Annotated in this window: 26 protein-coding genes; 23 read left to right on the forward strand and 3 right to left on the reverse strand. The window is 47.3% G+C overall.

Translation table 11 applies throughout. The features are described from left to right. The first annotated feature begins 1 nt into the window (after position 1). Entirely contained in the window at positions 2–508 is a 507-nt protein-coding gene (coaD, locus tag MHI55_RS11700; protein ID WP_085981453.1) for a pantetheine-phosphate adenylyltransferase, read from the forward strand. On the opposite strand, the gene MHI55_RS11705 is transcribed toward coaD, so the two are convergent. After that, entirely contained in the window at positions 486–1823 is a 1338-nt protein-coding gene (locus MHI55_RS11705) for a nucleoside recognition domain-containing protein (protein WP_340390087.1), read from the reverse strand. The two genes, coaD and MHI55_RS11705, sit on opposite strands and share 23 nt — an antisense overlap. Positions 1824–2073: 250 nt before the next feature. On the opposite strand from MHI55_RS11705, the gene MHI55_RS11710 reads away from it, so the two are divergent. Then, positions 2074–3114 (forward strand): SepM family pheromone-processing serine protease, encoded by a 1041-nt coding sequence (locus MHI55_RS11710; protein ID WP_127543806.1) that lies wholly within the window; start codon positions 2074–2076, stop codon positions 3112–3114. 350 nt (positions 3115–3464) lie between these two features. On the opposite strand, the gene MHI55_RS11715 is transcribed toward MHI55_RS11710, so the two are convergent. Further along, positions 3465–4697 (reverse strand): nucleotidyltransferase, encoded by a 1233-nt coding sequence (locus MHI55_RS11715; RefSeq protein WP_340390089.1) that lies wholly within the window; start codon positions 4695–4697, stop codon positions 3465–3467. A gap of 290 nt (positions 4698–4987) precedes the next feature. Further along, positions 4988–6223: an NO-inducible flavohemoprotein gene (hmpA, locus tag MHI55_RS11720; protein WP_340390091.1), complete on the reverse strand. Its 1236-nt coding sequence runs from the start codon at positions 6221–6223 to the stop codon at positions 4988–4990. A 469-nt stretch (positions 6224–6692) separates the two neighbouring features. Between hmpA and MHI55_RS11725 the strand changes: the two genes are divergently transcribed. The 21 genes from MHI55_RS11725 (at position 6693) to MHI55_RS11825 (ending at position 26488) form a co-directional block, all read left to right on the forward strand. Continuing rightward, on the forward strand, positions 6693–7193 hold the full coding sequence (locus tag MHI55_RS11725; protein WP_340390092.1) for a DUF177 domain-containing protein: 501 nt from the start codon (positions 6693–6695) through the stop codon (positions 7191–7193). 67 nt (positions 7194–7260) lie between these two features. Beyond that, the gene (gene rpmF, locus MHI55_RS11730; RefSeq protein WP_017689233.1) at positions 7261–7434 is read left to right on the forward strand and encodes a 50S ribosomal protein L32; all 174 of its coding nucleotides are present in this window, start codon (positions 7261–7263) and stop codon (positions 7432–7434) included. Between the two features lie 372 nt (positions 7435–7806). Further along, positions 7807–8355 (forward strand): transcription factor FapR, encoded by a 549-nt coding sequence (gene fapR, locus MHI55_RS11735; protein WP_047842457.1) that lies wholly within the window; start codon positions 7807–7809, stop codon positions 8353–8355. Further along, entirely contained in the window at positions 8352–9347 is a 996-nt protein-coding gene (plsX, locus tag MHI55_RS11740) for a phosphate acyltransferase PlsX (RefSeq protein ID WP_017689231.1), read from the forward strand. The genes fapR and plsX overlap by 4 nt, the downstream gene beginning before the upstream one ends. A gap of 8 nt (positions 9348–9355) precedes the next feature. Further along, positions 9356–10345: a beta-ketoacyl-ACP synthase III gene (locus MHI55_RS11745; protein ID WP_036610885.1), complete on the forward strand. Its 990-nt coding sequence runs from the start codon at positions 9356–9358 to the stop codon at positions 10343–10345. Positions 10346–10370: 25 nt separating this feature from the next. Then, the gene (fabD, locus tag MHI55_RS11750) at positions 10371–11303 is read left to right on the forward strand and encodes an ACP S-malonyltransferase (protein WP_340390094.1); all 933 of its coding nucleotides are present in this window, start codon (positions 10371–10373) and stop codon (positions 11301–11303) included. Between the two features lie 37 nt (positions 11304–11340). Further along, the gene (gene fabG / locus MHI55_RS11755) at positions 11341–12090 is read left to right on the forward strand and encodes a 3-oxoacyl-[acyl-carrier-protein] reductase (protein ID WP_017689228.1); all 750 of its coding nucleotides are present in this window, start codon (positions 11341–11343) and stop codon (positions 12088–12090) included. Positions 12091–12242: 152 nt separating this feature from the next. Next, the gene (gene acpP / locus MHI55_RS11760) at positions 12243–12476 is read left to right on the forward strand and encodes an acyl carrier protein (protein WP_024630176.1); all 234 of its coding nucleotides are present in this window, start codon (positions 12243–12245) and stop codon (positions 12474–12476) included. A gap of 177 nt (positions 12477–12653) precedes the next feature. Further along, a complete protein-coding gene (gene fabF / locus MHI55_RS11765) occupies positions 12654–13892 on the forward strand; it encodes a beta-ketoacyl-ACP synthase II (RefSeq protein ID WP_036609459.1) in 1239 nt (412 codons plus the stop codon). A 13-nt stretch (positions 13893–13905) separates the two neighbouring features. Beyond that, a complete protein-coding gene (gene rnc / locus MHI55_RS11770; protein WP_036609458.1) occupies positions 13906–14610 on the forward strand; it encodes a ribonuclease III in 705 nt (234 codons plus the stop codon). Positions 14611–14828: 218 nt separating this feature from the next. Then, entirely contained in the window at positions 14829–18398 is a 3570-nt protein-coding gene (smc, locus tag MHI55_RS11775) for a chromosome segregation protein SMC (protein ID WP_076208926.1), read from the forward strand. A gap of 108 nt (positions 18399–18506) precedes the next feature. Continuing rightward, positions 18507–19520 (forward strand): signal recognition particle-docking protein FtsY, encoded by a 1014-nt coding sequence (gene ftsY, locus MHI55_RS11780; RefSeq protein ID WP_036609455.1) that lies wholly within the window; start codon positions 18507–18509, stop codon positions 19518–19520. A 146-nt stretch (positions 19521–19666) separates the two neighbouring features. Next, positions 19667–20314, forward strand: coding sequence for a hemolysin III family protein (locus MHI55_RS11785; protein WP_076326827.1), 648 nt, complete (start codon positions 19667–19669; stop codon positions 20312–20314). 262 nt (positions 20315–20576) lie between these two features. Next, complete coding sequence (gene ylxM / locus MHI55_RS11790) at positions 20577–20927, forward strand: YlxM family DNA-binding protein (protein WP_017689221.1); 351 nt, start codon at positions 20577–20579, stop codon at positions 20925–20927. Between the two features lie 63 nt (positions 20928–20990). Further along, complete coding sequence (gene ffh / locus MHI55_RS11795) at positions 20991–22370, forward strand: signal recognition particle protein (RefSeq protein WP_017689220.1); 1380 nt, start codon at positions 20991–20993, stop codon at positions 22368–22370. A gap of 53 nt (positions 22371–22423) precedes the next feature. Beyond that, on the forward strand, positions 22424–22696 hold the full coding sequence (rpsP, locus tag MHI55_RS11800) for a 30S ribosomal protein S16 (RefSeq protein WP_017689219.1): 273 nt from the start codon (positions 22424–22426) through the stop codon (positions 22694–22696). A 23-nt stretch (positions 22697–22719) separates the two neighbouring features. Further along, complete coding sequence (locus tag MHI55_RS11805; RefSeq protein ID WP_017689218.1) at positions 22720–22950, forward strand: KH domain-containing protein; 231 nt, start codon at positions 22720–22722, stop codon at positions 22948–22950. 293 nt (positions 22951–23243) lie between these two features. Then, positions 23244–23756, forward strand: a complete 513-nt coding sequence (gene rimM, locus MHI55_RS11810; protein ID WP_036609454.1) for a ribosome maturation factor RimM — start codon at positions 23244–23246, stop codon at positions 23754–23756. A 1-nt stretch (position 23757) separates the two neighbouring features. Further along, positions 23758–24525, forward strand: a complete 768-nt coding sequence (gene trmD, locus MHI55_RS11815) for a tRNA (guanosine(37)-N1)-methyltransferase TrmD (protein WP_340390096.1) — start codon at positions 23758–23760, stop codon at positions 24523–24525. 187 nt (positions 24526–24712) lie between these two features. Continuing rightward, a complete protein-coding gene (locus tag MHI55_RS11820) occupies positions 24713–25087 on the forward strand; it encodes a VOC family protein (protein WP_340390098.1) in 375 nt (124 codons plus the stop codon). Between the two features lie 153 nt (positions 25088–25240). Further along, positions 25241–26488 (forward strand): hypothetical protein, encoded by a 1248-nt coding sequence (locus MHI55_RS11825; RefSeq protein WP_340390593.1) that lies wholly within the window; start codon positions 25241–25243, stop codon positions 26486–26488. The last annotated feature ends 1 nt before the right edge of the window (position 26489 follow it).

Genomic DNA, 26489 nt, shown 5'->3' on the forward strand with positions numbered 1-26489 from the left:
AATGATACATCGACAGGAACGGATCGCCGTATATCCTGGAAGTTTTGATCCCGTAACGATGGGGCATCTGGATATTATCGCCAGAGCGTCGAAGCAATTTGATCGCGTCATTGTGGCTGTGTTGAACAATATGAGCAAAAATCCGCTGTTTACGGTGGAGGAACGCAAGGAACTGATTACGGAAGTAACCCGCCATCTACCGAATGTCGAAGTGGACAGTTTCCGCGATCTGACAGCCAATTATGTCCGGCAAAAGGAAGCTCAGGTTATCGTTCGTGGTATACGCTCGGTAACTGATTTTGAATACGAGTTGCAATTGGCGTCGACCAATAGCAAGTTGAACCCGGATGCGGAAACCATATTTATGATGACAAATCCGAAGTATTCCTATTTAAGTTCCAGCATCGTCAAAGAAATCGCTCATTATCATGGAGATGTTACAGATCTTGTCTCACCTGAAGTGGAAGCTGCGCTCCGTCAGAAAATCAGCGAGAAAACCGGCGGTTAAACCAGAAGGTAAGACCTGATAGACTAACCATGACTGCAAGAAGTAACGCAAGTCCCATGCATGCAGCAGGGAAGATGCTCCAAATGGTGTTGATCGTGTATGTGTTACCTGGACTATGTATGAATAGCCAACCGAATGGTGTCGAGAGGTCTTGCTCTGCATTCGTCTGTAATGTGGTCCAGACTTCTGTGCTATAACGGCTGAACGGCATCCATAGGAACAGACTGATGAAAAAGGCGATTAATCCATGAGTCAGACGAACTCCGGCAAAGTACAACATCGATTTGCTGCCCGGACCAGTTGTTTTCAAGACAGCAGAGACTTGCAGATGGGAGCATAAACCACCCCATCCCAGAACGGCTGCAAGTAGAGACATGAGCAGCATGGGTGTTAATGAAGTCTGGCTCAAATGATAGGTGCCTAGGTGAATCTCGAAGAAGGCTGGCCACAGCGCAGCAGAGGACCCGGGGGTCAGATAAAGGGAGACCAGCCGGATAAATACGGCAAAACCGATCATGTATCCTCCAGTCATCATTAAGGTCTGCACAGCTTGGGATACAGTGTCACCTAACAGTTTGCCAAATCCTCTTCCATCACGACGATGGGCTTCTCTGGCTGCAATCATCATATCAGACCATATACTGCGTCGTTTGTTCGTAGCATGGTGGGGGGCAGATGAGCGACTTGTGGAACTTGCAGGACTTGCAGGCTGAGAATCAAGAGAGTTATTATCTGTTTGCGCGGCTGTGGAGCCAACCCTGTTTGTCTGGTTACCCGGTGCTGGCAGGAGACGTGTGGCAAGAATGGCAGCAATCCAGCCGCTGATCCAGTGGACCGCGAGTAGAAAATATCCGGCCGCTGGCTGGTGGAGAAAAGCAGCACCAACGACCAGTATGATCATCATTGGATTGGCAAAATGAGATGCCGCCGCAAGGACAACCGCCTGCTTGGCGGTAATTTGTCTATCCTGAAATAAACGGGATACCGCATCTGCTCCTGCGGGGAATCCGCCGCACATGCCAACGGCAATTGCCAGACCTGCGTTGCCTGGGAGTCTAAACCAGCGTTGCATTAACGGTCCGAGCAAGGCGCCGATCGCGTGGGTGAAGCCAAACGCAGTGAGCATTTGGGATAACATGAGGAACGGGAGCATGGCAGGGAAGATGATTTTCCACCATATATCCAGACCTTGAATAGAGGCATCAAACGCTTGTTTGGGGGACGCAACTACCGCAATGACCAACATTAAAGCGCCGGTACTTAGGATTATCGTTCGTAACGGGCCAGAATCTCTAACCTCGCTCTGTAATGTCATCGTTTCACCTCATATCAGATAACGCCGATTTGGCATCTGAATCGTTATGGACGGCCGAATGACGCCCGAAGGGCGGTTCGGCCTTGACCGGACAGGCTATTGTATACAGCGGCCTATCCGGCCTGTACCATTGTATGCACAAGGACCAGAGTGTTAGACTTGAAAAAATGATTAAACAAGATGGAATTACGATCGCTGATTAGTGTAGAGTTCAGCTTATATAGAGATACAAAGAACGGAGGCTCATGCGATGAATCGGATTCGGAAATCTGGCGGATTCAGAGCTTCGATCTTTGTGATCGTGGTGGCTCTGGTCGTCTATGTTGCCGTGTACATGCCAACGCCGTATATCATATATATGCCTGGCAGTGCAGATGAAGTAAAACCAATGGTAACCGTTAAGGGTGGAGACCAGGAAGAACACGGTGTGTTCATGATGACAACCGTGTCGGCAACATATGCCAATGTGTTTTTGCTAGGAACCTCTCTGTTCAATAAAAATGCTCAAGTGGATAAAAAGGAAGACCGACTGCGCGGCAAAAGCGAAGCGGAATACTCTGCCGAACAGGTGTGGTTCATGAGTGACTCACAATCCTCCGCAATGGAGGCTGCATATGAGCAGGCTGGTGTGACTTACTCTATTGTACCTGAACATATCTTTGTATTTGGACTGTCCGAAGATCCAAAACCGGAAGGAGACATTGCTCCGGGAGATATCATTCTGGGAGTGAACGGAACAGCTACGCCGGATAATACCGTGCTTTCTGCCGAGTTAAAAGATAAAAAGGTCGGAGATACGGTTGAAATGCAACTGGAACGTGGTGGAGAGACCATTAGCCGGGACGTGAAACTGATTCAGGTAAAAGACAGTAAAACGGGTGAAACCCGCCCGGGACTCGGAGTAATGATTGGTACGGTTCAGAAGGTGAAAGCTGAAGAGCCAGACAAACAGATCTCCTTCACCGATACTCAGGTTGGTGGTCCGTCTGCCGGCTTGATGTTTACGTTGGAGATCTATAACCAGTTAACACCTGGAGATCTGACCAAGGGGCATCGAATTGCGGGTACAGGTACCATTACCAAGGAGGGTGTGGTGGGTGCCATTGGCGGTGTAGTACACAAGATTGTAGCCGCTGATCGAAAAGAAGCGGAGATCTTCTTTGTACCGAAGGATAACTATAAGGAAGCAGCAGCCAAGGCTGAACAGATCGGCACCAAAATGAAACTTGTGCCTGTGAGCACGGTGGATGATGCGCTGGCTTATCTGAAAACCTTGTCCGTGAAATCATAGGATTTAAACGGGCGGGAAGAGATCGAGCCAACGTTGAACCGGATGGATAAAGAACGGATAAAATCGGAATAAATGATTACAGTGGAATGAAATGTGATCAAGAGATTTGAGAAGATCAACAGACTCACTAGACCCAAAGGGGTAGAGATACCCAAAAGTTATAAGAGAACAAGAATTAAGAGAATAAGGGAAGTGAATAAGGAAATCCCCTTGTTGCGAGGTGCCTGAGAGGCGCGTAGCAAGGGGATTTTTTAATTGTATAGTTGAGTGTGGAACAGTGGATATCAATGATCTGTTTGATGATGGAATAAAAAGCTCCATAGAGATGAAGCCTTATGGTCAAAAGCGGATTACAGTCTCACAGGCGACTCATAGTAGTCACTGAACATCCTACGTGTGTCCCTGTGCTCGCAAGCGAGCCCATACGCAACCTGAGCTTGTATATCCAGTTCCAGCTGATTGTGTGTGAACGTCGATGGTTTCAGCACAACAGGCAGTGACGCGGTTTTCTTCATTTGTTTAAGCAGGCTCTGCCCTTGAGCATTAAATCCGAGGACTCGGAGATATCCGGGTCCGGCAGCCAATTGCTCTGGTGAACACTCGGCTTTGGTGTGATTCAGGAGCAAGTGGGCGAGCATACGCTGGAGTTTGGTGCGCGTGTATCGTTTGGTCTTCAGTGCATTCAGGAGTGCTTCGACTGAAGGCTCCGGGAGCTGAGCGAGTGCACGGCTCAGCCGGTATTCCAGGCCTTCCGTGACTTCGGCGATGCGTTCCAGCTCGGAGGCACGGCGGGTGGCCGCGAGGTGCAACAGCGGCTGTGCAAAGCGCTCCCAGTGTATGGGAGCGCGCCCTTCCTGCCATTCGCGATGCAGAATGGCAAGGGTTGCCGCCGGCACGTATGGCGCGGCGGCGTTGGGGCCGTCCGCCATCAGAAGGCGGCGGACGGCTGTTGCACTGGCGATCGCCCCCGGCCCGGGCGTCGCCTCATGATACGCGGCACCGGTACGCGCCGCCGTATAGGGCTGGATCACGCTGCCAAGTCTTTGCAGCGCGATCAGGTAGTGCAGCCCAAGCGAATTGTTGGGCTGCTCCAGCAGTGCAGCGGCGTCGTGAACATCGACGCCGCCGGGCGCCAGCGCCGCCGCCGCGCCTGCGTACGCGGCGGGGTAGCTGGCGCCTTCCCGCAGGCGGCGCGCGATGTCCTCGCGCATCCCTGCGGGCTCCACAGCCAGCACGCGCGAAATGCGCTGCAGGCTGTCCAGGTCGCCGGACTCGCTGCCAAAGCAGAGCGAGTCCACAACGCCGGTGCGGTGCAGCAGCGAGACCGCACCGAAGGCAAACCACTCTGCCGGTTGGACCGCGTACGCAACCGGCAGTTCAAGCACGAGATCCGCGCCTGCGTGCAGCGCCATCTCGGTGCGTGCCCTTTTACCCACGATGGCGGGCTCGCCACGCTGGAGAAAAGGGCCGCTCATAACTGCGACAACGGCGTCTGCTCCGCTTAGCCGCCGTGCTTCCTGCAAATGATAGACATGCCCATTGTGCAAGGGGTTATATTCAACTATGACGCCTACGGCATTCATGATTAGACGTACTCCTTTCGATTGGATAACCGAGTATGTATAACATCCATTCCATCATAGGGGATGTCATGTATTAGATCAAATCATGCACCAATTTAGACAAGAAAAAGGCACAATTTCAACATCAGCAGATGTCAGACTGTGCCTGTAAATCTATTGTATATTACACATTTTCGATAATCGGAGAACGGCTTCTTCATCTTAATAAATCATCGTAGTAGTACACTTACCTATACACTTATACATGTAGGAAGAAGTTAGGTTAATCACATCTCACAATCTCAGCACGCTTAGACACTTTCCGGCGTGGGAGATAAACTTGCTTTGGGCCCAAAAAATTCATAATGAATGTTGTCCGCCGCAACACCGAGTGCCTGAAGTTCCGTATACACTGCCCGCATGAACGAAACCGGTCCGCACAGATAATAGGTGGAATCCAGTTCATTGATCACTTGGCGAAGCCAGATCGCATCTATATAACCTTCCTTATGAAAATACTCATTTTCACGATCAGCATCCTCAGGTTGAGTATAACAATAATAAGCTTTAACGCCCTGATTACGTTTGGCCAGACTGTCCACATAATCACGGAACGCGTGAGATTGACCATTGGGACTTGCGTGCAAAAATGTAATGGTTCGATTTTCATTCAAGTTAACCAGCGTATTTAACATACTGATCATGGGCGTTAAGCCAACACCACCACTCAGGAGAACAACAGGCCGCTTATCGTCTGCAATCAGCGTGAAGTCCCCAGCAGGAGCAGATAGCTCCACCAGACTACCTTCTTCAATGTGATCGTGGAGATACGTTGAGATAACTCCGTCAGGACGCTCTAATACACCTCGCTCACGCTTAACGGAAATGCGATAGTGGGGTTTACCCGGGGTATCTGAAAGGCTATACTGACGAATCTGGGTAAATGACTGTGCCTCTGGTTTGATTTTGATACTGATGTATTGTCCCGGTTCATAACTAGCAATGGGCTGGCCATCGTCTGGAACGAGGTAAAAGGACGTGATGATTTCACTTTCCTGCACTTTCTTGGCAACCTTGAAGGTACGGAACCCTTCCCAGCCACCCGTTTGGTTTTCCGCTTCCGTATACATATCCTGTTCAATCCCGATAAAGGCGTCTGCAATGACATTATAGGCTTCGCCCCACGCCGTGATAATTTCATCCGTTGCCGCGTCTCCAAGTACATCTTTGATGGCTTGAAGCAGATAGGTGCCAACAATCACATATTGCTCGGGAACGATACCCAGGCTGCGATGTTTATGTGCAACTTGCCGGACGGCAGGCAGGATGGAGGACAGATTATCGATATGCAGGGCAGCGGTGTATACCATATTGGCGAGGGCGGCTTGCTGTCGTCCCTGTTTCTGATTTGCGTGATTGAAAATATTCAGTAGTTCCGGATGAGCTGTGAACATCGTTTCATAGAAATGGCGTGTGATCGCTTCGCCGTGGACTTCAAGTACAGGTACTGTAGATTTAATGACTCTAATGGTGTGCTCGCTTAACATACATTTTCCCTCCCGATATAATATGAAATAGTTGGATAATAAATCGGTCATGGAGCTGACCATGCTTCGGTTTATAGCAAGTATAGATAGGGAGCAAGCGGGTCTGTGTGACATAGATCACACTAAACTTTAACGAAATGTGACCGCTATTTGCAAGGAACTACAATTAAAATGACGACTTGTAGTTTATCTTAAAGTGAGTCTATAATAGACCAGATGGAGTAAACGGTTCTGGGCCATTGGTTTTAAAATAGGGTGTAAAGTTAAAAGTGTTGACAAACGTCTTGAAAAATCGGTATAATGATTTTTGTTTGTTAAGTCAATTTCATAATACTTTTAACGAAGATTCGTCAGAATACATACAGTCAGGATTTATTGCTTTACAAAAGCAGGCTTGACCTGTATAACTGTCGTGATACGTTTGATACGAATTATGAAATTGGTTTCGTTTGGAGTGATGGAAATGTTAATGCCATTTCGCAAAGTGGCTACCAGTGATGGTCCCCTGAAGTTTAACGAACAGTGGGAGATCAAGGAACTGGTTTCTAACCGACAAGATATCACAGCCGTTACCCCGCTGACTGCGGACTTATCTGCAGAATTCAGAGAAGGTGACGTTGTGGATGTTCATGGCAAGCTGACTGTAGGAGTGGACATGTTGTGCTCCCGTTGTCTTAAGCCGATCAATGAACATTTTCATATTGATTTTCATGAGCAATTCAAGCAGGGAAAACAGCCAAAGGAATTACACGAAGACGATGATACGCTCTATGTGGATGGAGATAGCGTTGATCTGAAGGGTTATGCCGAGGAAGCTTTTCTGCTGGATCTTCCGTTTATACCGCTATGTAGCGATACATGCAAAGGGTTATGCCCCAAGTGTGGCCATGAGCTGAACGAAGGTGACTGCGGTTGTGATAACGAGGTTATTGATCCGCGGCTTGCAGGGCTCAAGGATTTTTTTAAATGAGCATGATTGAAAATCGAACATTTTAAGACTACCTGCAAAGGTTGATTTTGATAAGGAGGTGGGAATAATGGCAGTACCTCAACGGAGAACGTCCAAGACGCGTCGCGACAAACGTCGCACTCACTTTAAATTGGCTGTACCGGGCATGGTGAAATGTGAACAATGTGGCGAACTTAAACTTAGTCACCACGTGTGCAAAGTGTGCGGAACGTACAAAGCAAGAGAGATCATCTCTCAATAATAGTTGGACATTAAGTAGCACTTCATTTCGATGAGGTGCTACTTTTTTTGGATTAGAGAGTGTAGGTAGAGTGAGCTAACAAGCATGAAATCCTTGCACCAGAAGGGTGAATTGTTTTTGTTAGGCCAGTCTTTCTTTTTGACACGGGATGAGATATACTATAGTTTAGTACCAGGTTCTAAGATTTGACGTTACATATAGATGAACCATAATCCGTTTGAGAACGACCCTGGTGACCAGGGATGCAACTATAGAAGCAACACGAAAGAATGGTTGAACTGGCCGGACGGGACGGTTCCGTAAACGATACAGCGGGGGGTGTCAGGCATCGAACGTGTACCGAAGAGACAGAGGCAACAGCAGTTAACCAGAATGATAGAAGAGAACCCGTTTGTGACGGATCAGGAACTTACACGCCAATTGAAGGTGAGTATTCAGACGATTCGTCTTGACAGGCTGGAACTTGGAATACCCGAACTTCGGGAGCGGATGAAACTGATGGCAGAGCTCTCGTATGATCAGGTACGCTCGTTGCCCTTGCATGAGATTATCGGTGATATTGTGGATCTGCAACTGGATAAGAGCGGGATTTCCCTGTTTGAGATTAAGGAAGAACACGTGTTTTCCAGAACAGGGATTGCACGCGGACACTATGTCTTTGCACAGGCCAACTCCTTGGCTGTAGCGATTATTAATGACGAGATCGCGTTGACTGCATCAGCAGACATTCGCTTTGTCCGTTCGGTTCATCTGGGAGAGAAATGTATTGCAAAGGCTTATGTGAGATCGATTCCGGGTCAAAAGGGCAAAGCCAAAGTGGAAGTATTCACTTATGTAGGTGAAGAAATGGTGTTTCAAGGCAACTTTGTAATCTACCATTCAGGTGGAGAAGACAGCGGAGAAGGAGGTCATTTGGAATGAAAATCGTCATTGATGCCATGGGAGGCGACAATGCACCTGCATCAACGGTAGAAGGTGCGATTGCCGCAGCCACGGAATGGGCGGATACACAGATCGTCCTGATCGGCGATGAAGCCAAGCTGGAACCTCTTTTGAGTCAGTCAGGTGTTAGACCTGCCAATCTTACGGTCCGGCATGCTTCCGAAGTTATTGGTTCGGATGATGAACCCGTCAAAGCAGTGCGTCGCAAAAAGGATGCCTCCATGGTGGTCGCAGGCCGTATGCTGAAAGAGGGCGAAGCGGACGCGATGATCTCGGCGGGCAATACTGGAGCGCTCATGACAGCGGGTTTGCTTGTTGTAGGTCGCATGGAAGGCATTGAACGTCCGGCGCTTGCGCCTATGATTCCAACGATTGATGATGTAGGTGTGCTTGCGCTGGATCTAGGAGCGAATATGGATGCCAAACCGGAGCACCTTGCACAATATGGCTTGATGGGCAGTTTGTATCGGCAAAAAGTACAGGGCATTGAGTCCCCACGAGTGGGCTTGCTCAATGTAGGAACAGAGCCAGGCAAAGGAAATGAGTTGACCAAACATGCATACCCTTTACTGGAACAACTCCCAATTCGTTTTGTCGGTAATGTTGAGGCACGTGATGTGCTGACTGGTGCTTGTGATGTGCTTGTATGTGACGGTTTTGCAGGGAATATCCTGCTGAAGTCGCTGGAAGGCACAGCAGGTGCCATTTTCGCCTTGCTTAAGGAACAATTTTCATCTTCTCTCAAAAGTAAACTGGCTGCAGCTGTACTAATGCCTGAGCTGCGTGGGTTGAAACGAAAGCTGGATTATACGGAGCATGGCGGAGCGCCACTCCTCGGTTTGAGCAGACTGGTTGTGAAAAGTCATGGATCTGCTGATGGCAATGCCATCAAAAATGCTGTGCGCCAAGCTCGGATTGCAGTGCAGAATCAGCTGGTAGAGAGCATATCTAAGGAAATTAGCGGGAAGTGAGTGAGGATATGAATAATTTGCGCCCAGTAGGGATTATTGGTACAGGGAAATATGTGCCTGAGAAAATTTTGACAAATAGCGATCTGGAGAAAATGGTCGATACCAATGACGAGTGGATCGTCAGTCGTACAGGAATCAAAGAGCGTCACATCGCTGCACCCGATCAGGCAACTTCTGATCTGGCATATGAGGCGGCTATTAAAGCCCTTGAATCTGCAGGCATGACAGGCAGTGATCTTGATCTGATTATTGTTGCAACCATTACTCCGGATTCTTCGTTCCCATCGACAGCCTGCATCTTGCAGGACAAATTGGGTGCAAAAGGTGCCGCGGCATTTGATCTGTCGGCTGCTTGTTCCGGATTTGTATACGGTTTGGCTAGTGCTACGAGCTTCATCCAAAGCGGTATGTACAACAATGCACTTGTCATTGGTGCGGACTGCTTGTCTCGTATTACGGATTATACAGACCGTAACACATGTGTCCTCTTTGGTGATGGAGCAGGCGCGGTAGTTGTTGGTGAAGTTCCGGAAGGTCGCGGATTCAAAGCGTTCGATCTCGGTGCTGAAGGTGCTGGCGGTAGTCTTCTTCAGATGGAAGGCGGCGGTTCCCGACTGCCTGCTACTGCAGAGACTGTTGAAAATAAAAAACATTACATCAACATGAACGGTCGTGAAGTGTTTAAGTTTGCGGTACGTGTCATGGGGACGGCTACCATTGAGGTATTACGCAAGGCTGGTATGGAGCGTACGGATGTGGATCTGTTTGTTCCTCACCAAGCGAATATTCGGATTATCCAATCTGCGATGCAACGACTGGAACTTCCTGAAGAAAAGGTTGTAGTCAACGTGGATAAGTATGCTAACACATCTGCTGCTTCCATCCCGCTTGCTCTGGTAGAAGCAGCAGAGGAAGGTCGCATGAAAGCCGGAGATACCGTTCTGATGGTTGGATTCGGTGGCGGTTTGACATGGGGTGCATCGGTACTCGTTTGGTAAAATAGACATCTGGGAGATGAATGAGATGGGTAAAATAGCATTTGTATTTCCCGGACAGGGATCACAGGCTGTAGGCATGGCCAAGGACGCGTATGAGTCCGTGCCTGCGGCAACCGAAATTTTTCGCACAGCAGATGAAACATTGGGTTTCTCTCTGAGCAACCTTGTATTTGAAGGACCGGAGACCGAGTTGAAACAGACATCAAATACACAACCGGCTCTGTTGACAGCAAGTATTGCCTTGCTAGAAGCTTTCAAAGAAAAAGGAATTCAGCCTGACTATACGGCTGGACACAGTCTGGGAGAATACAGTGCACTGGTGGCAGCGGGCGTTCTTTCGTTTGCAGACGCAGTGAGCACTGTGCGGGCACGTGGTCAGTATATGGAACAGGCAGTACCGGGTGGACAAGGAGCGATGGCTGCTGTGTTGGGTGCGGATCGGGAAGCGCTGGGGGTGCTTTGCCGTGACGTATCTGAAAGTGGTCATGCGGTTGAACTTGCCAACATTAATTGTCCGGGACAAATCGTCATTTCTGGTGTGAAGGAAGGCGTAGCTGCTGTTGCGGAACGAGTGAAAGAAGCAGGCGGTAAACGCGCCATTGCATTGGAAGTAAGCGGTCCGTTCCACTCTTCATTGATGAAGGGTGCGGCTGAGAAGCTGGCAGAGAAACTGAAAACCGTTACGTTCTCACCGGCATCGGTCCCTGTAGTCGCTAATGTGACTGCAAGACCTGCAGAGGATGGACAGGTTCAGGATTTGTTGACAGCTCAGGTCTATTCTCCTGTATTATGGGAAGACAGTGTGACATGGCTTATTGAGCAAGGTGTGGATACGTTCATCGAGATTGGATCTGGCAGTGTATTGACCGGTTTGATTAAAAAAACAGATAAAACCGTAAAACTGTACAATGTGAACAGTCTTGAAACGCTCGAAGCAACGGCAATTGCGTTGAAGTGATTAGCAGGGATTAGATTTGGGGAAAGGAGGAATGATTATGTCTAAACCATTAGAAGGTAAAAATGCACTCGTTACCGGGGCATCCCGGGGCATTGGGCGCAGTATTGCACTGGCACTTGCAGAAGCTGGAGCGAACGTAGCCGTGAATTATGCGGGTAGCCAAGCGGCAGCTGAGGAAGTAGCGGAAGCGATTCGTGCCAAAGGAGTCAAGGCGATTACACTTCAAGCCAATGTTGGCCTGATGGATGAAGCTGAACAAATGGTCAAAGCTACACTCGAAGCATGGGGCAACGTTGATATTCTGGTGAACAATGCTGGAATTACCCGTGATAATCTGATCATGCGTATGAAAGAGGAAGAATTCGATCAGGTTATTGAAACCAATCTCAAAGGTGTGTTTAACTGCCTTAAGGCGGTTACACGTCCAATGATGAAACAACGGTCGGGAAGAATTATCAATATCTCCTCGGTTGTAGGTGTGCTCGGTAATGCTGGACAAGCGAACTATGTTGCTGCCAAGGCAGGTGTCATTGGCCTGACAAAGGCATCTGCTCGTGAACTGGCTTCTCGTGGAATCACAGTTAACTGTGTTGCACCAGGTTTCATTGAGACAGATATGACAAAAGAGTTGTCCCAGGAGCTGGTGGACGGTATGCTAAGTGGTATTCCGTTGTCCCGTTTGGGTCAGCCGGATGAAATCGCCGGTGTAGTCACGTTCCTGGCTTCACAGGCTTCATCTTATATGACAGGGCAGACGCTGCATGTCGATGGTGGCATGTACATGTAATTCTTCCCGGACTTGAACAATAGTCGGGGAACAGGCGCTGGACGATCCGAAATACCGGAAAAAGGCCGGGTTCCCCGGCCGGGAGCCGCATATGTCTTCTATGGCATTTTGCCTGCGATTCTCGTATAATACCAAAGAAGGAGGTGAACCGGATGTCCGATGTATTGGAGCGTGTAAAACGCATCGTCGTCGACCGCTTGGGCGCAGACGAAGCTGAAGTTACACTTGAAGCATCTTTCAAAGAAGATTTGGGTGCTGATTCTTTGGATGTAGTGGAATTGGTCATGGAATTGGAAGATGAATTTGATTTGGAAATCTCTGATGAAGATGCAGAAAAAATCACGACCGTAGGTGAAGTTGTAAACTACATACAATCTCATACCTAAAGTCATTTTTAGTCCCGCACATGTTTTCGAACAGGCGGGACTTCTCATCATTCATTGGTTTTTCTCATTCCGCAAGCAGCTCTACTCAAACAGGCCTATCTTGGTTGAGTAGATGTCTGTTTGCGGATATTCCCACAAAATACTTGCGTAATGCAGTCGATATAGAGGTGACTCGGTTTGAAACAAAGAGTAGTAATTACCGGAATGGGCGTAATGACATCGCTCGGAAAAGATTTGGAAACGTTCTGGGGCAGTTTAATGGCAGGAAAGTCCGGAATTTCTCAGATTGAGGCGTTTGATGTTAGTGAATACACGACACAGATTGCAGCCGAGATCAAGGATTTCAACCCGGAAGAATATATGGATCGCAAGGATGCTCGCAAAATGGACCGTTTTGTACAGTTCGCTGTGGCAGCCGGCTTCAAAGCCGTTGAAGACAGTGGTCTGAAAATTAACGAGAATATTGATGCAGAGCGTTTCGGTGTATCCATCGGATCAGGTATTGGTGGATTGGGTACGTGGGAGGACCAACATAATGCATTGTTGCAAAAAGGTCCAAAACGGGTAAGCCCATTCTTTATTCCCATGATGATCTCCAACATGGCTTCAGGCCAAATGTCCATTTCTCTTGGTGCCAAAGGTCCTAACATTAACGTTGTTACCGCTTGTGCAACAGGTACACACTCCATCGGAGATTCCTTCAAGCTGATTGCCAATGGTGATGCAGATGCCATGATCTGTGGTGGTGCGGAAGCAACAATCAGACCAACGGGTCTTGCAGGGTTCTGTGCGATGCGCGCAATGTCTACACGTAATGATGATCCTGCGAAGTCAAGCCGTCCTTTTGATACAGAACGTGATGGTTTTGTTATGGGCGAAGGCGCTGGTGTTATGATTCTGGAATCCCTGGAGCATGCTCAAAAACGTGGTGCACGCATTTATGGTGAAGTGATCGGTTACGGTCTGACAGGTGATGCACATCACATGACAGAACCAGATCCGGACGGAGCAGCACGTTGCATGAAGATGGCACTTCGTAATGCGGGCATTGAGCCTGAAGAAGTGGACTACATTAATGCACACGGAACTTCGACGCCTGTAGGCGACAGATCCGAAACGCTTGCGATCAAAAAGGCGTTTGGTGATCATGCGTACAAGCTCGCCGTGAGTTCCACTAAATCCATGACGGGCCACATGCTTGGCGCTGCTGGTGGTGTAGAGGCGGTTATCTGCGGATTGTCACTGACACATCAGACACTGGCTCCAACGATCAATCTGGAAAATCAGGACCCGGAATGTGATCTGGATTATGTACCAAATGTTCCACGTCAAACCAAAGTTAATATTGCCATGTCCAATTCATTTGGATTCGGCGGTCACAATGCCACCATTATTCTCAAAAAATTTGAAGCATAAGGGGCTAGTTCGTTTGAGTGAAGATCTGAAGCAGTTACAACATAAACTTCAAATCAAATTTGACAACAGGCAGCTTTTAAAACAAGCGTTTACCCATGCTTCTTATGTAAACGAACACCGGTTCAGTCAGCATCAGGACAACGAGCGTCTGGAATTTCTGGGCGATGCCGTGCTGGAACTGACTGTATCGGAGTACTTGTATCATTTGTATCCTAACCGTCCGGAAGGTGAATTAACTAAGCTGCGGGCATCCATTGTCTGTGAGCCTTCCCTCGTCAAATTTGCTGAAGTGTTGGGTTTTGGGCAGTATGTACTTCTTGGTAAAGGTGAGGAACTAACTGGAGGACGGACACGGCCGGCTCTGCTGGCAGATGTGTTTGAATCTTTCATTGGTGCATTGTATCTGGATCAGGGGCTTGCGCCTGTTCGGACATTTCTTGATCAGCATGTCTTCCCATTAATCGTATTGGGCAGCAAGCTGCAAATGAGTGATTACAAAACGGAACTGCAGGAACTTACTCAGCATCACAATATGGGAGCTTTGGAATACCGTATCGTTGAGGAACGGGGGCCTGCCCATGAACGTGAGTTTGTCTCGGAGGTCCATATGGGTCAAGAAAGGCTTGGCAGAGGTACAGGACGTTCCAAAAAGGAAGCGGAACAACAGGCTGCATCTGCAGCACTTGATCGACTGAAGCTTCCGGAAGCCGGAGCTTAACCGATAGCGCATAGACAAACGAAGAGCAAAGAGCAGCCCGCGGGTCCGCCCCGGCGGAAGTAATCGGCCGGACTGCTTTTTGCTCTTTTTTTTGTAAAGAGGTTCAGGAGAAGGTTACCTGATCGTTAACTAAATAGGTGAACTTTATTTTAGTTCAATTTAGTTAGGCGCTTGAATGCAATACTTGAAATTTGCAAGAGGAGGTGACGAGAAACCCTATGTTTTTAAAACGGATTGAATTGGGTGGATTCAAGTCATTCGCCGACAAAACGGAGATGGAGTTCGTTCGTGGCATTACGGCTGTTGTAGGTCCGAACGGAAGTGGAAAGAGTAATATATCGGACGGAATTCGCTGGGTTCTGGGGGAACAAAGTGCTAAGTCGCTGCGTGGTGGCAAAATGGAAGATATCATCTTTGCAGGTAGTGACGCACGGAAAGCCGTTAATTTCGGTGAGGTGTCGCTAACACTTGATAACGAGGATCACGCACTTGCATTGGATTTTGGTGAGGTGACGGTGACTCGTCGTGTACATCGCAGCGGAGATAGTGAATATTTTATTAACAAACAATCTTGTCGTTTGAAGGATATCACGGAGTTGTTTATGGATACCGGCATCGGTAAGGAAGCCTACTCGATTATTGGACAGGGGCGAATCGAAGAGATTCTGAGTACCCGTTCAGAGGATCGCAGAGGTATCTTTGAAGAAGCTTCAGGTATCGTTAAATATAAATCCCGCAAGCGGGATGCGACGCGCAAACTGGATGAGACAGAGCAAAATTTGCTTCGTATTCATGATCTGGTGACTGAACTGGAAGATCAGATTGGACCGCTAAAGGAACAATCAGAGAAAGCGATCCACTATAAAGAACTTCGTTCTCAGCTCAAATCGCAGGAAATTTCCATGTATGTGTACCAGATCGAACAGATTCATGCTTCCTGGAGTAAGGCAAATGAGCGCCTGCAATCGCTAAAACAGGAAGAGGTTGGACTCGCAGCGATTGTCTCTACGCATGATGCCAAGCTGGAAAATGATCGGAATGCGCTGCGTATCCTGGAAACAGAGACAGAGCAACTGCAAGCCGCTTTATTGCAATTCAGTGAAGCGACGGAGAAAAGTGAAGGACTTGGAGAATTGCTCAAGGAGCGCTCGCACCATCTGCAAACAAATCAGGAGCAGCTCAAAGTAACGCTTGCCGCCAGTGAAGAGAGACATCGCGAACGGGAAACCGAGCTGCTTGCACTGCGTGAGAAGTTTGGCAAACTTGAGCATGAACTGAATGATGTGAGAAATCAGTTGTCCCAGGAAGAAGCCAAACTCATCGGTGTTACAGGTGGCATTAGTCAACAGCAAGAGGAAAGCCTCAAAGGAAATTTGCTGGAACTGATGAATCAGATGGCTCAGACACGCAATGAAATTCGTTATGTGGATCAGCAGAAAGAAACGCTGGAGCGCAGAATGAATCGCGCGGCTGAGGAATCGGGCAAATGGGAAGATCAAAAAGAGACACTGGAAAGTCGCAAAGCGGACATTGAGAAAAAAGTTGTTCGTTTGGGCAAAGAAATCAGTGATCTACGTGGTGGATATATTACGGAAAGTGAACGACTCCAGTCGCTGCAGAAGCTGCTCGAAGAAAGTCGGGGTACGGTCCGTAAATGGGAACAGAAGCGTGAAGCTCAAGTTTCCCGCCGCGATACGATGAAAGAGATGCAGGATGATTTTGACGGATTCATGCTGGGTGTCAAGGAGGTCCTCAAGGCTTCACGTAAAGGTACGCTGAGCGGTGTTCATGGAGCTGTGGCTGAACTTGTCAAAGTTCCCGAGAAGATCGAACTTGCGGTAGAAACAGCAATGGGAGCATCCTTGCAGCATGTGGTCATGGAAAATGAATCAGTTTCCAGACAGGCAATTGCTTTTCTGAAGCAACGCCAGTTGGGGCGTGCAACGTTCCTGCCTTTGGATGTCATTCGTCCTCGTGCCATTGGAGCGGCTGAACGTTCCATGATCGAAGGTATGGAGGGTTTTGTGGGGATCGGTGCTGATCTTGTACAATTCGAATCCAAATATGCTTCAATCATTGGCAGCTTGCTCGGTAATGTTATTATTGCCGAAACGTTGGAAGTCGCCAATAAAATTGCGGCTCGCTGTCAGTATCGTTTCCGGGTTGTGACGCTTGAAGGTGACGTGGTCAATGCGGGTGGTTCCATGACAGGTGGTAGCCAGCACAAGAAAAATGTGAGTCTGCTCAGCCGGAAACGGCAGCTGGACCAGCTCGACCAGGATATTTTGGATACGGAAAATCAAATCGTGAAACTGCATCGCAGTGTGGATGATGTAAAAGTCCAACTGGAACAGTGTCAGGACAAACTGGATGAACTTCGTCAGTCCGGTGATGATACCCGAAATGCAGAACAGCAGGCTTCGATGGAAATGAAACAGGTAGAGCATGAGCTTCGCCATGTGCTTGAACAGGTTGCCGTTGCCGGGCAGGAGAAGAGCGGCTTTACCGAAGAGATCAAAGAGCTGGATACGGCTCGGATCGTCGCTGTGAAGAAGCTGGAGCAGCTTGAAGAGGAAGAAAAAGCGACTCATCGTGCCATTCATGCAGCTGAGTTTGCTCGGAAAGCCAATGAATCCGCGAAGGAAGAATTGCAGAGCCAACTCACCGAATTGAAAGTGCGCGAAGGCAAGCTTGATCAGGAGCGATTCTCCAATGGAGAACAATTGCGACGTCTGGAGCGGGAAGTGGAGTCGCTGGTGAAAGATCTTCGTCAGAATCGCACGTTGCTGGCTTCGATGGAAGCAGATCTCAAGAAAACACAGACCGAGAGTGTTAAACAGATTGAAGATCTGAACCAGTACAAGCTGAAAAAAGCGGAAGCTTCTCAAGAGCTGGACTTCAAACGTGCTGCCCGAAGTGAGTTGTCGAAAAAGCTTGAGCTTGCCGAGAGCGAAACGAAGGAACAGCGCACGCAGTTAAAAGCTGTGGAAGAACAGATGCGACAGACGGAAATTTCCGTGAACCGGTTGGATGTTGAGCTGGAAAATATACTGCGAAAGCTGACGGATGAATACGAACTGGGCTATGAACTGGCCAAAGAGCGTTATCCTGTACCGGAAGACGTGGAGCATACACAGGCAGAGGTACAGAAGCTGAAGCGCAGTATATCCGCCCTAGGTGATGTGAACCTGGGAGCGATTGAGGAGTTCCAGCGAGTCAATGAGCGATACGAGTTCCTGAGTGAACAGAAGAATGACCTGGTGGAAGCTAAAACAACGTTGTATCAGGTTATTCGGGAAATGGAAGACGAGATGGCGAAGCGATTCAAGATTACGTTTGATGCCATCCGCCGTGAGTTTGGTACCGTGTTTAGCAAGCTGTTTGGCGGGGGACGTGCTGACCTTGTTCTGATGGACCCGGAGCGCTTGCTTGAAACGGGAATAGATATCGTGGCTCAGCCACCAGGCAAGAAACTGCAAAACCTGCAACTGTTATCCGGTGGGGAGCGGGCTTTGACGGCGATGGCTTTATTATTTGCTATTCTGCATGTGAAACCTGTACCATTCTGCGTGCTGGATGAAGTTGAGGCAGCGCTGGACGAAGCTAACGTGGTACGTTTTGCCCAGTACTTGCGTGAATTCTCCGAACAGACACAGTTTATCGTTGTTACCCATCGTAAAGGTACGATGGAAGAGGCAGATGTGCTGTACGGTGTTACGATGGAAGAGGGCGGAGTATCCAAGCTTGTTTCGGTTAAACTGGAAGATGAGGAAGCAGTAATTGCCTGATCTGATCCAAACTTGCGAGACAAATGAACTCATTGTAATCATTGAAAATCATTCAGATTGAGCATTTTTGCAAAAGCGCTTAGATTATGTACACGATGGAGGGGCTTTATGAGTTTTTTTAAAAAGCTTAGAGACAGCATTGCAAGCAAAACGGAGTCGGTCACCAAACAGTTCAAGGATGGATTGGAAAAGACACGTAAAGGGTTAGTGGAAAAAGTGTCGGATCTCGTAATCCGTCGCAAAAAAATCGATGAAGAGTTCTATGAAGAACTGGAAGAGATTTTGATCGGAGCAGACGTTGGTGTGAATACAGTCATGAATCTGATCGAAGACCTGCGCGTTGAGGTGAAAAAACGCAAAATTGAGGATGCGGCTGAGCTGCAGCCTGTATTGTCCGAGAAACTGACGGGTCTTCTTCGCGGTGAACAGAATAACGAATTGAAAATGAACCCGGATGGCATTACCGTCATTTTGTTCGTTGGTGTTAACGGTGTTGGTAAAACAACAACGATTGGCAAGCTGGCACATCGATTTAAACAACAAGGTAAAAAAGTCATCATGGCAGCTGGAGATACGTTCCGTGCCGGAGCCATTGAACAGCTGGAAGTATGGGGGCAACGTGCCGGTGTCGATGTTATCAAACAGCAATCTGGTTCTGATCCAGCAGCGGTTATGTATGATGCGGTACAAGCAGCGAAACAACGGGGTGCGGATGTTCTGCTCTGTGATACAGCAGGTCGTCTGCAAAACAAATCGAACCTGATGGACGAGCTTAACAAGATCTATCGTGTCATTCAGCGTGAAATTCCGGATGCTCCGCATGAAGTACTGATGGTACTGGATGCAACAACAGGTCAAAATGCTTTGAACCAAGCCAAACTTTTCGGTGAGAAAAGCGGCGTAACTGGCCTCGTACTGACGAAACTGGATGGAACAGCCAAAGGGGGGATCGTTGTTGCGATCCGTCAGGAGCTGGACTTGCCTGTGAAGCTCGTAGGACTGGGTGAGAAAATTGATGATCTGCAGCCGTTTGACTCGGAGCAATTTGTGCATGCTTTGTTCGCCGGATTAATCCAGGAACAGCCAGCGGAAAGTGCTGAAGAAGAGGAAGCTAATTCCTAGAATCATTAATAATAGAATGAATTAATAATGTTAACCGTATTGCCAGTGATATACGTGATAAGTGTCACGTGTAATGTCACTGGCAATACGTGTATAATGGAGGAATAAAGCAGGCAATGTTAAAGGGTTAGAAAGGACGGTTGAAAATGGCCAATACGTATACCTATTCTCGCCGTGAAGAAGTCGCCAATGCGGTGACACATGGAATCGGCGCTGCACTCAGTGTAGCTGCACTGGTGATATTGATTGTATTTTCAAGTATGAAAGGCACGGCTTGGCATGTGGTCAGTTTCACGATCTACGGAATCACCATGCTGCTACTCTATACAAGTTCTACACTCGTGCATGCATGGAAAGATGGAAAAGTGAAAGATTTATTTGAGATTTTCGACCATTCTTCCATTTATTTATTTATTGCGGGATCGTACACTCCGCTTTTGTTTATTGCTGTTCGCGGTACACTTGGATGGACCCTGTTTGGTATAATCTGGGGTATCGCATTATGCGGCGTGATCTTTAAGGCATTTTTTACGAAAAAGTTTCTATTCATGTCCACGATTTTCTATATTGCGATGGGCTGGCTGATCGTTATTGCCTGGCAACCTCTTATGGCGGCCATTCCTACAGGCGGCATTGTGTTGCTGGTTGCTGGAGGCCTGATGTATACACTTGGTACGCTCTTTTATGTATGGCGTGGATTTCCGTACCACCATGCGATTTGGCATCTCTTTGTGTTAGCAGGCAGTATTCTTCATTTCTTTATGGTACTGCTGTACCTGACACCACTTCGTTAGAACACCATAGACGGATGCATCTCCACGGACTGAGACGCATTCGTTTTTTCTTCTACATAGAGGTGGGTCGCAGGGACACAGATAGAATTTGCTTGTAGTGAAGAAGGGCATAAAGCACCCGTTAAACATCGAAATAACGTATCATCAGAGCTGTTTTTATTGTGACAAGTATTTTTGCTTGACAACCTGATTTGTTTTAGGTATTATTAGGAACGTTGCAAGAGTGTAAAGTGTTTTTCCTTGACGAAGGGAGTGCCCCGATGTGAGTCAAGAAAATCGGCTTGAGAAGACAAACCGGATTAACTTGCTGTTTGCTTTTTATGAATTGTTACTTACCGAGAAACAGCAGACTTTTCTAAAGTATTACTTTCATGACGATTTCTCACTTGGTGAAATTGCAGCCGAGTTTGAGATCAGCCGCCAGGCGGTATACGAGCATATCAAGCGTGCCGAACAAGTGCTGGAAAATTACGAAAGCAAGCTGGGCTTGCTGGAAAAGCATGAACGGCGTAATCGCAATCTTGAAGATTTGCAAAATGCATTGGAACGCGCAGGCGTCTCCATTGATAACAACAAACAAATACACGATATCGTTGCTCAGCTTAGTGAATGAAATATTGGCTGAGCGGAACGTATCGGTCTTGAAAACAGTATTAAAGCTTAAGGAGGTGGGATCATGGCATTTGAAGGATTAACGACCCGATTACAGAATGTGTTCAGCAAGCTGCGCGGCAAAGGCAAGGTGTCTGATGAAGATGTAGCCGAGGCTATGCGCGAGGTACGTCTGGCATTGCTCGAAGCGGATGTAAACTTCAAAGTGGTCAAGGAATTCATCGCCAAGGTGAAAGAGAAGGCTGTTGGCAAAGAAGTGATGGAGAGCTTCACGCCAGGAATGGTCATCATCGACATCGTTAACAAGGAACTAACGGATTTGATGGGTGGAAGCCAAGCGAAACTGGCTAAAGCGAACAAACCGCCTACGGTGCTGATGATGGTTGGTTTGCAGGGTGCTGGTAAAACAACCACATCGGGTAAACTGGCTAAAATGCTGCAAAAGCAAAACAGCAGACCATTGCTTGTTGCAGGAGATATTTATCGTCCCGCAGCGATCAAACAGTTGCAAGTACTTGGTGAGCAGATCAAAGCGCCGGTATTCACACTGGGAGATCAGACAAGCCCTGTTGAGATCGCGCGTCAAGGTCTTCAACATGCGAAGGATAACGGTAATGACTATGTTATTATCGATACAGCTGGACGTCTGCATGTTGATGAAGAACTGATGGAAGAACTTCGCCAGATTCACAGCGTAGTGAATCCGGATGAAGTACTGCTTGTTGTAGACAGCATGACAGGTCAGGATGCGGTTAACGTAGCAGAACACTTTAACCAGCAGCTTAATCTGACCGGGGTTGTCCTGACAAAGCTGGATGGAGATACTCGTGGTGGTGCTGCGCTTTCCGTCAAAGCAGTTACGGGTTGTCCAATCAAGTTTGCTTCCCTTGGAGAGAAACTTGACGCTTTGGAGCCGTTCCACCCGGAACGTATGGCTTCACGGATCCTCGGTATGGGTGATATGTTATCTCTGATTGAGAAAGCACAATTAAACATTGATACCGATAAAGCCAAGGAAATGGAACGGAAGATGCGTAATGCAGAATTCACGTTTGAAGATTTCCTGGAGCAGATGGATCAAGTGAAAAAGCTGGGACCAATCGATCAGATCATGGATATGATCCCCGGCATGGGCAAGATGAAACAAGCCAAGGATCTGAAGGTTGATGATAAACAGATGGGCCGGATCGAAGCGATCGTTTACTCAATGACGACCGAAGAGAAACGTAACCCGGACATGATCAACCATAGCCGCCGGAAGCGTATTGCTACCGGAAGCGGAACATCTCTGGCTGAAGTAAATCGTCTGATCAAGCAATTTGATGAGATGCGCCGCATGATGAAACAGTTCTCGGATATGATGGGACCTAAAGGCGGCGGTAAAAATAAAGCGATGAAGCAGCTTAAAGGTATGGGTAAAGGAATGAAGTTTCCTTTCCGTTGATTTAAGCGAAGCTGGATCATATACAGATTTCATTGAAGGAGGTGAATTTTCAAATGGCAGTTCGTATTCGTCTGAAACGTATGGGTGCTCACAAAGCTCCTTTCTACCGCGTAGTGGTATCGGATTCCCGTTCCCCACGTGACGGTCGTTTTATCGAGGAGATCGGTTACTACAACCCGGTTGAACAACCGGCTGTTGTTAAGATCGATGAAGATAAAGCATTGGCATGGCTTCAAAACGGTGCACAAGCATCTGACACTGTCCGCAACTTGCTTAGCAAAGCGGGCGTGATGAAGAAGTTCCACGAGTCTAAATTATCTAAATAAAGTGCTGATTCGGAGGGTCATCTATGGAAGAATTAGTAAGCATAATTGCTAAGGCTTTAGTCGATCATCCGGAAGATGTGACGGTTCGGACGGTTGAGAAAGACCGGCTTGTCGTTTATGAGTTAACCGTTCATCCTGACGATGTCGGGAAGGTAATAGGTAAACAGGGACGAATCGCGAAATCACTTCGTACGGTCGTCACATCAGCAGCAGTTAAGATGGATAAACGGGTTACCGTTGATATCATATCTTAAAGATATACGAAAGGGGGTTAGGATGCATGTCCTAGCCCCTTTTCGTGCATGCTGAAACTTAAATAATATGATTGAGATAGCTCGTCAAGTATGATTATTTGCGGAAGTAGTGAAGGGTACGGAATCGATTCTGAAGAAGCGTCAGCGCTCGCCTTTATCACCGGATTTTCACCTTTAAAAATAATTAAAAAAATTAGGGGATAACAGCGATCCGAAGAACGATCCGTAACCGGAACGGTCGCAGGGGATCATCTAATAGGAATACCAATAAGAATGGATCGTAGGAGGAACGTATGGCAGAGTTTATGAATGTAGGTAAAATCGTTAATACGCATGGAATTCGCGGTGAGGTGAGAATCATGCCTATAACCGATTTCCCAGAAGTGCGTTTCGCGAAAAATGCAGAGTTGTTTTTCTTTACACCAGATAATCATCCAGTCATGGTTAACGTGGAATCTGCACGTTTGCATAAAAATATGTATATTCTTCGTCTGAAAGAGTATGGCAATATTAATGAAGTAGAGAAGTTTAAAGGCGGTATGGCCAAAGTGTTAAAAGAGAACCTCGCTGAGCTGGAGGAAGGTGAATACTACTTCCATCAAATCGTTGGGTGTTCGGTTATCACCGAAGAGGGTGAAACGCTTGGAACCATCTCTGAAATTTTGACTCCTGGTGCCAATGATGTATGGGTTGTCAAAACGCCAGCAGGTAAAGAAGTGTTGATTCCCGTTATTGATGATGTAGTACTTGATGTGGACATCGAACAGCAGCAAGTGAAGATTCACCTGATGGAAGGGCTGCTGTAACATGAAAGTGGATGTATTAACACTATTCCCGGAGATGTTTGATGGCGTATTCGGAGCAAGCATTCTGGGTAAAGCCCAAACTAAGGGGCTGGTGTCCCTCGGTGCAACCAACTTCCGTAATTATGCGACAAATAAGCACAATACGGTCGATGATGCTCCTTACGGTGGGGGTGGAGGCATGGTGCTGAAACCAGATCCGATCTTTGCTGCTGTTGAAGATGTACTGGAGAAAAGCGGAGAAGCCGCGGCGACCATGAAAGCTCCACGTATCATTTTAATGTGTCCGCAAGGTGAGACGTTTACACAGAAAAAAGCAGAAGAACTTGTACAGGAAGATCATCTGATTTTTATATGTGGACATTATGAAGGTTACGATGAGCGAATTCGCGAATTTCTCGTGACGGATGAACTATCCATTGGTGATTACGTGCTCACTGGTGGGGAATTGCCTGCTATGGTTGCGATCGACAGCATCGTACGCCTTATTCCCGGTGTGCTTGGCAATGAGACAAGTGCAGTAACCGATTCATTCAGTACTGGACTCCTCGAATATCCACACTACACACGTCCACCCGAGTTTAGGGGCATGAAAGTACCGGATATGCTGTTGTCAGGACATCACCTGAACATTGAGGCATGGCGCAGAGAGCAGTCTTTGCTTCGTACGCTGGAGCGCAGACCGGAGATGTTGGAAACGGCTGATTTGACGGATAAAGAACGCATTTGGTTGAAAAAGATACGCTCAAACCGTAAACATAGCACAGAATAAGTATATATATCGTATAAACACGTAAATATATCTTTTTATAGAGTTTGAAAAAGCCAACCATGATACCAAAGGTTGGCTTTTCTTATGTGTTTTGTAAAGAAAGCTGGATATTCAATGGGTTATTTTATAAAATGGAGGTATATTTTAAAACTAAGTTTCACCAAATGAAACCAAAGGCGGTGTATGAATGACTTACAATATTATTGGTCTTGATCATATTCAGCTCGCAGCACCTGAATCTTGTGAAGCGGAGGCACGTCATTTTTTCAATAAAGTACTGGGTTGGACGGAGATTCCCAAACCTGAAATTCTGAGAAAACGGGGTGGTGTATGGTTCGAGTGTGGCAGACACCAAGTGCATATTGGCGTACAAAAAGATTTTATTTCCGCTACAAAAGCTCATCCGGCATTTCATGTACAACATTTGGATCAGTTGCGTGATCATCTCATTCATAACCAAATTCATATTGTTGATGACGAAGCAAGGGCAGATGAAGGTGTAAGACGTTTTTATATAAATGATCCTTTTGGCAATCGTCTTGAGTTTTTAGAGTGGGCTTAAATCATTTGTTTAAATCGTTTAATTACGTAGGCACTTTTTTGCAGCTTTGAACATTTTTGCATGACCACATAATAGGGTTGTAAAAAACAGGGGTTTTCTTTATGGTGAACTCAGCTGGATTTGAATAACAAGGATAAGCTGAGGAGGAAGATGATGAGCATTCAGTCTTATGAAATCGCCAGAGTAGATATTAGCCAAGCTGGAGAACGCTGCAAAATGCTTTTGGGAGATATAAACGGGGATGGCAGACTTGAAATGTTGCTGGTACAGGCAGATGGGGGGATAGACGATCGGTATGTTCCGCATCAGGTATGTTGTTTGACTGCGTTTGATCTGGGAGGAACATTACTATGGCAGGTCGGAACTCCTGATCCCGATGCAGGGGGTCCGGGTTCAGACTATCCCGCTCAGGTCGCAGATTGGGATGGAGATGGAAATAATGAAGTATTGTGTGTGATGGACAAACAATTTCTCGTGTTGGATGGCCGGACCGGGGAGATCAAAGAAACACGTGATCTGCCAGGTGATGAAGCACATGACTGCATTATTCTCACCAACCTGACGGGTAACCAGCAGAAAATGGACATTATACTGAAAGACCGCTATAAGACGTTATGGGCACTCGACCATGATTTTAATTTGTTATGGAAGCATGAAGGGAATCCGGGACATTTTCCATGGGTATATGACATCGATGGAGATGGGAAAGATGAAGTGATGGCCGGATATGACATGCTGGATCATGATGGGACGTTGTTATGGTCTTGTCATAATCTCGATGATCATGCTGACTGTATATGGTTTGGCGACGTTGATGGTGATGGGGAAGTCGAGATTGTTATCGGTGGCAGTGTTACGGTCATGATGGACCGCTATGGTAATGAGAAGTGGCGTTATGAAGATTCGATTGAATCACAGCATATTGCATTAGGCCATTTTTGTACTGGAATGATAGCTTTACAGATTGCAGGTCTGGACCGGATTGTCCGAGGGGATGAGCATGGTAAGGATGGAATGTTCATGCTTGATAGCGCAGGGCAAGAAATATGGAAAGAAAACCGCACGACTCCTGGCTGGTTAACCATTATAGAGCCTGTATATAACTGGGATGAAGGTGGACTCGATTATATTTTGGCGTATCGCAGAGGTGGAGATGTGTTGCCTTCTTTGGTAGATGGAGATATGAAAACGGTTACTGAATTCCCAAAAGAGGGATATGCGGTACATGCAGACCTGGTTCAGACGGGGAAAGAACAGATCATCATCTATGACGCAGAGGAAGCAGTGATTTATTCCAGCTCTCCGATGACATTATCACTTACCGATGCAAAAAAAGCCAAGCCACAGCTAAAAAGGCTGTATAACTCGACTCTGTATCCGGGCGGTGAAGTTAAAATCTAGG

The organism is Paenibacillus sp. FSL E2-0151 (genome assembly GCF_037993015.1).
In the GTDB taxonomy this organism is placed as follows: domain Bacteria; phylum Bacillota; class Bacilli; order Paenibacillales; family Paenibacillaceae; genus Paenibacillus; species Paenibacillus amylolyticus.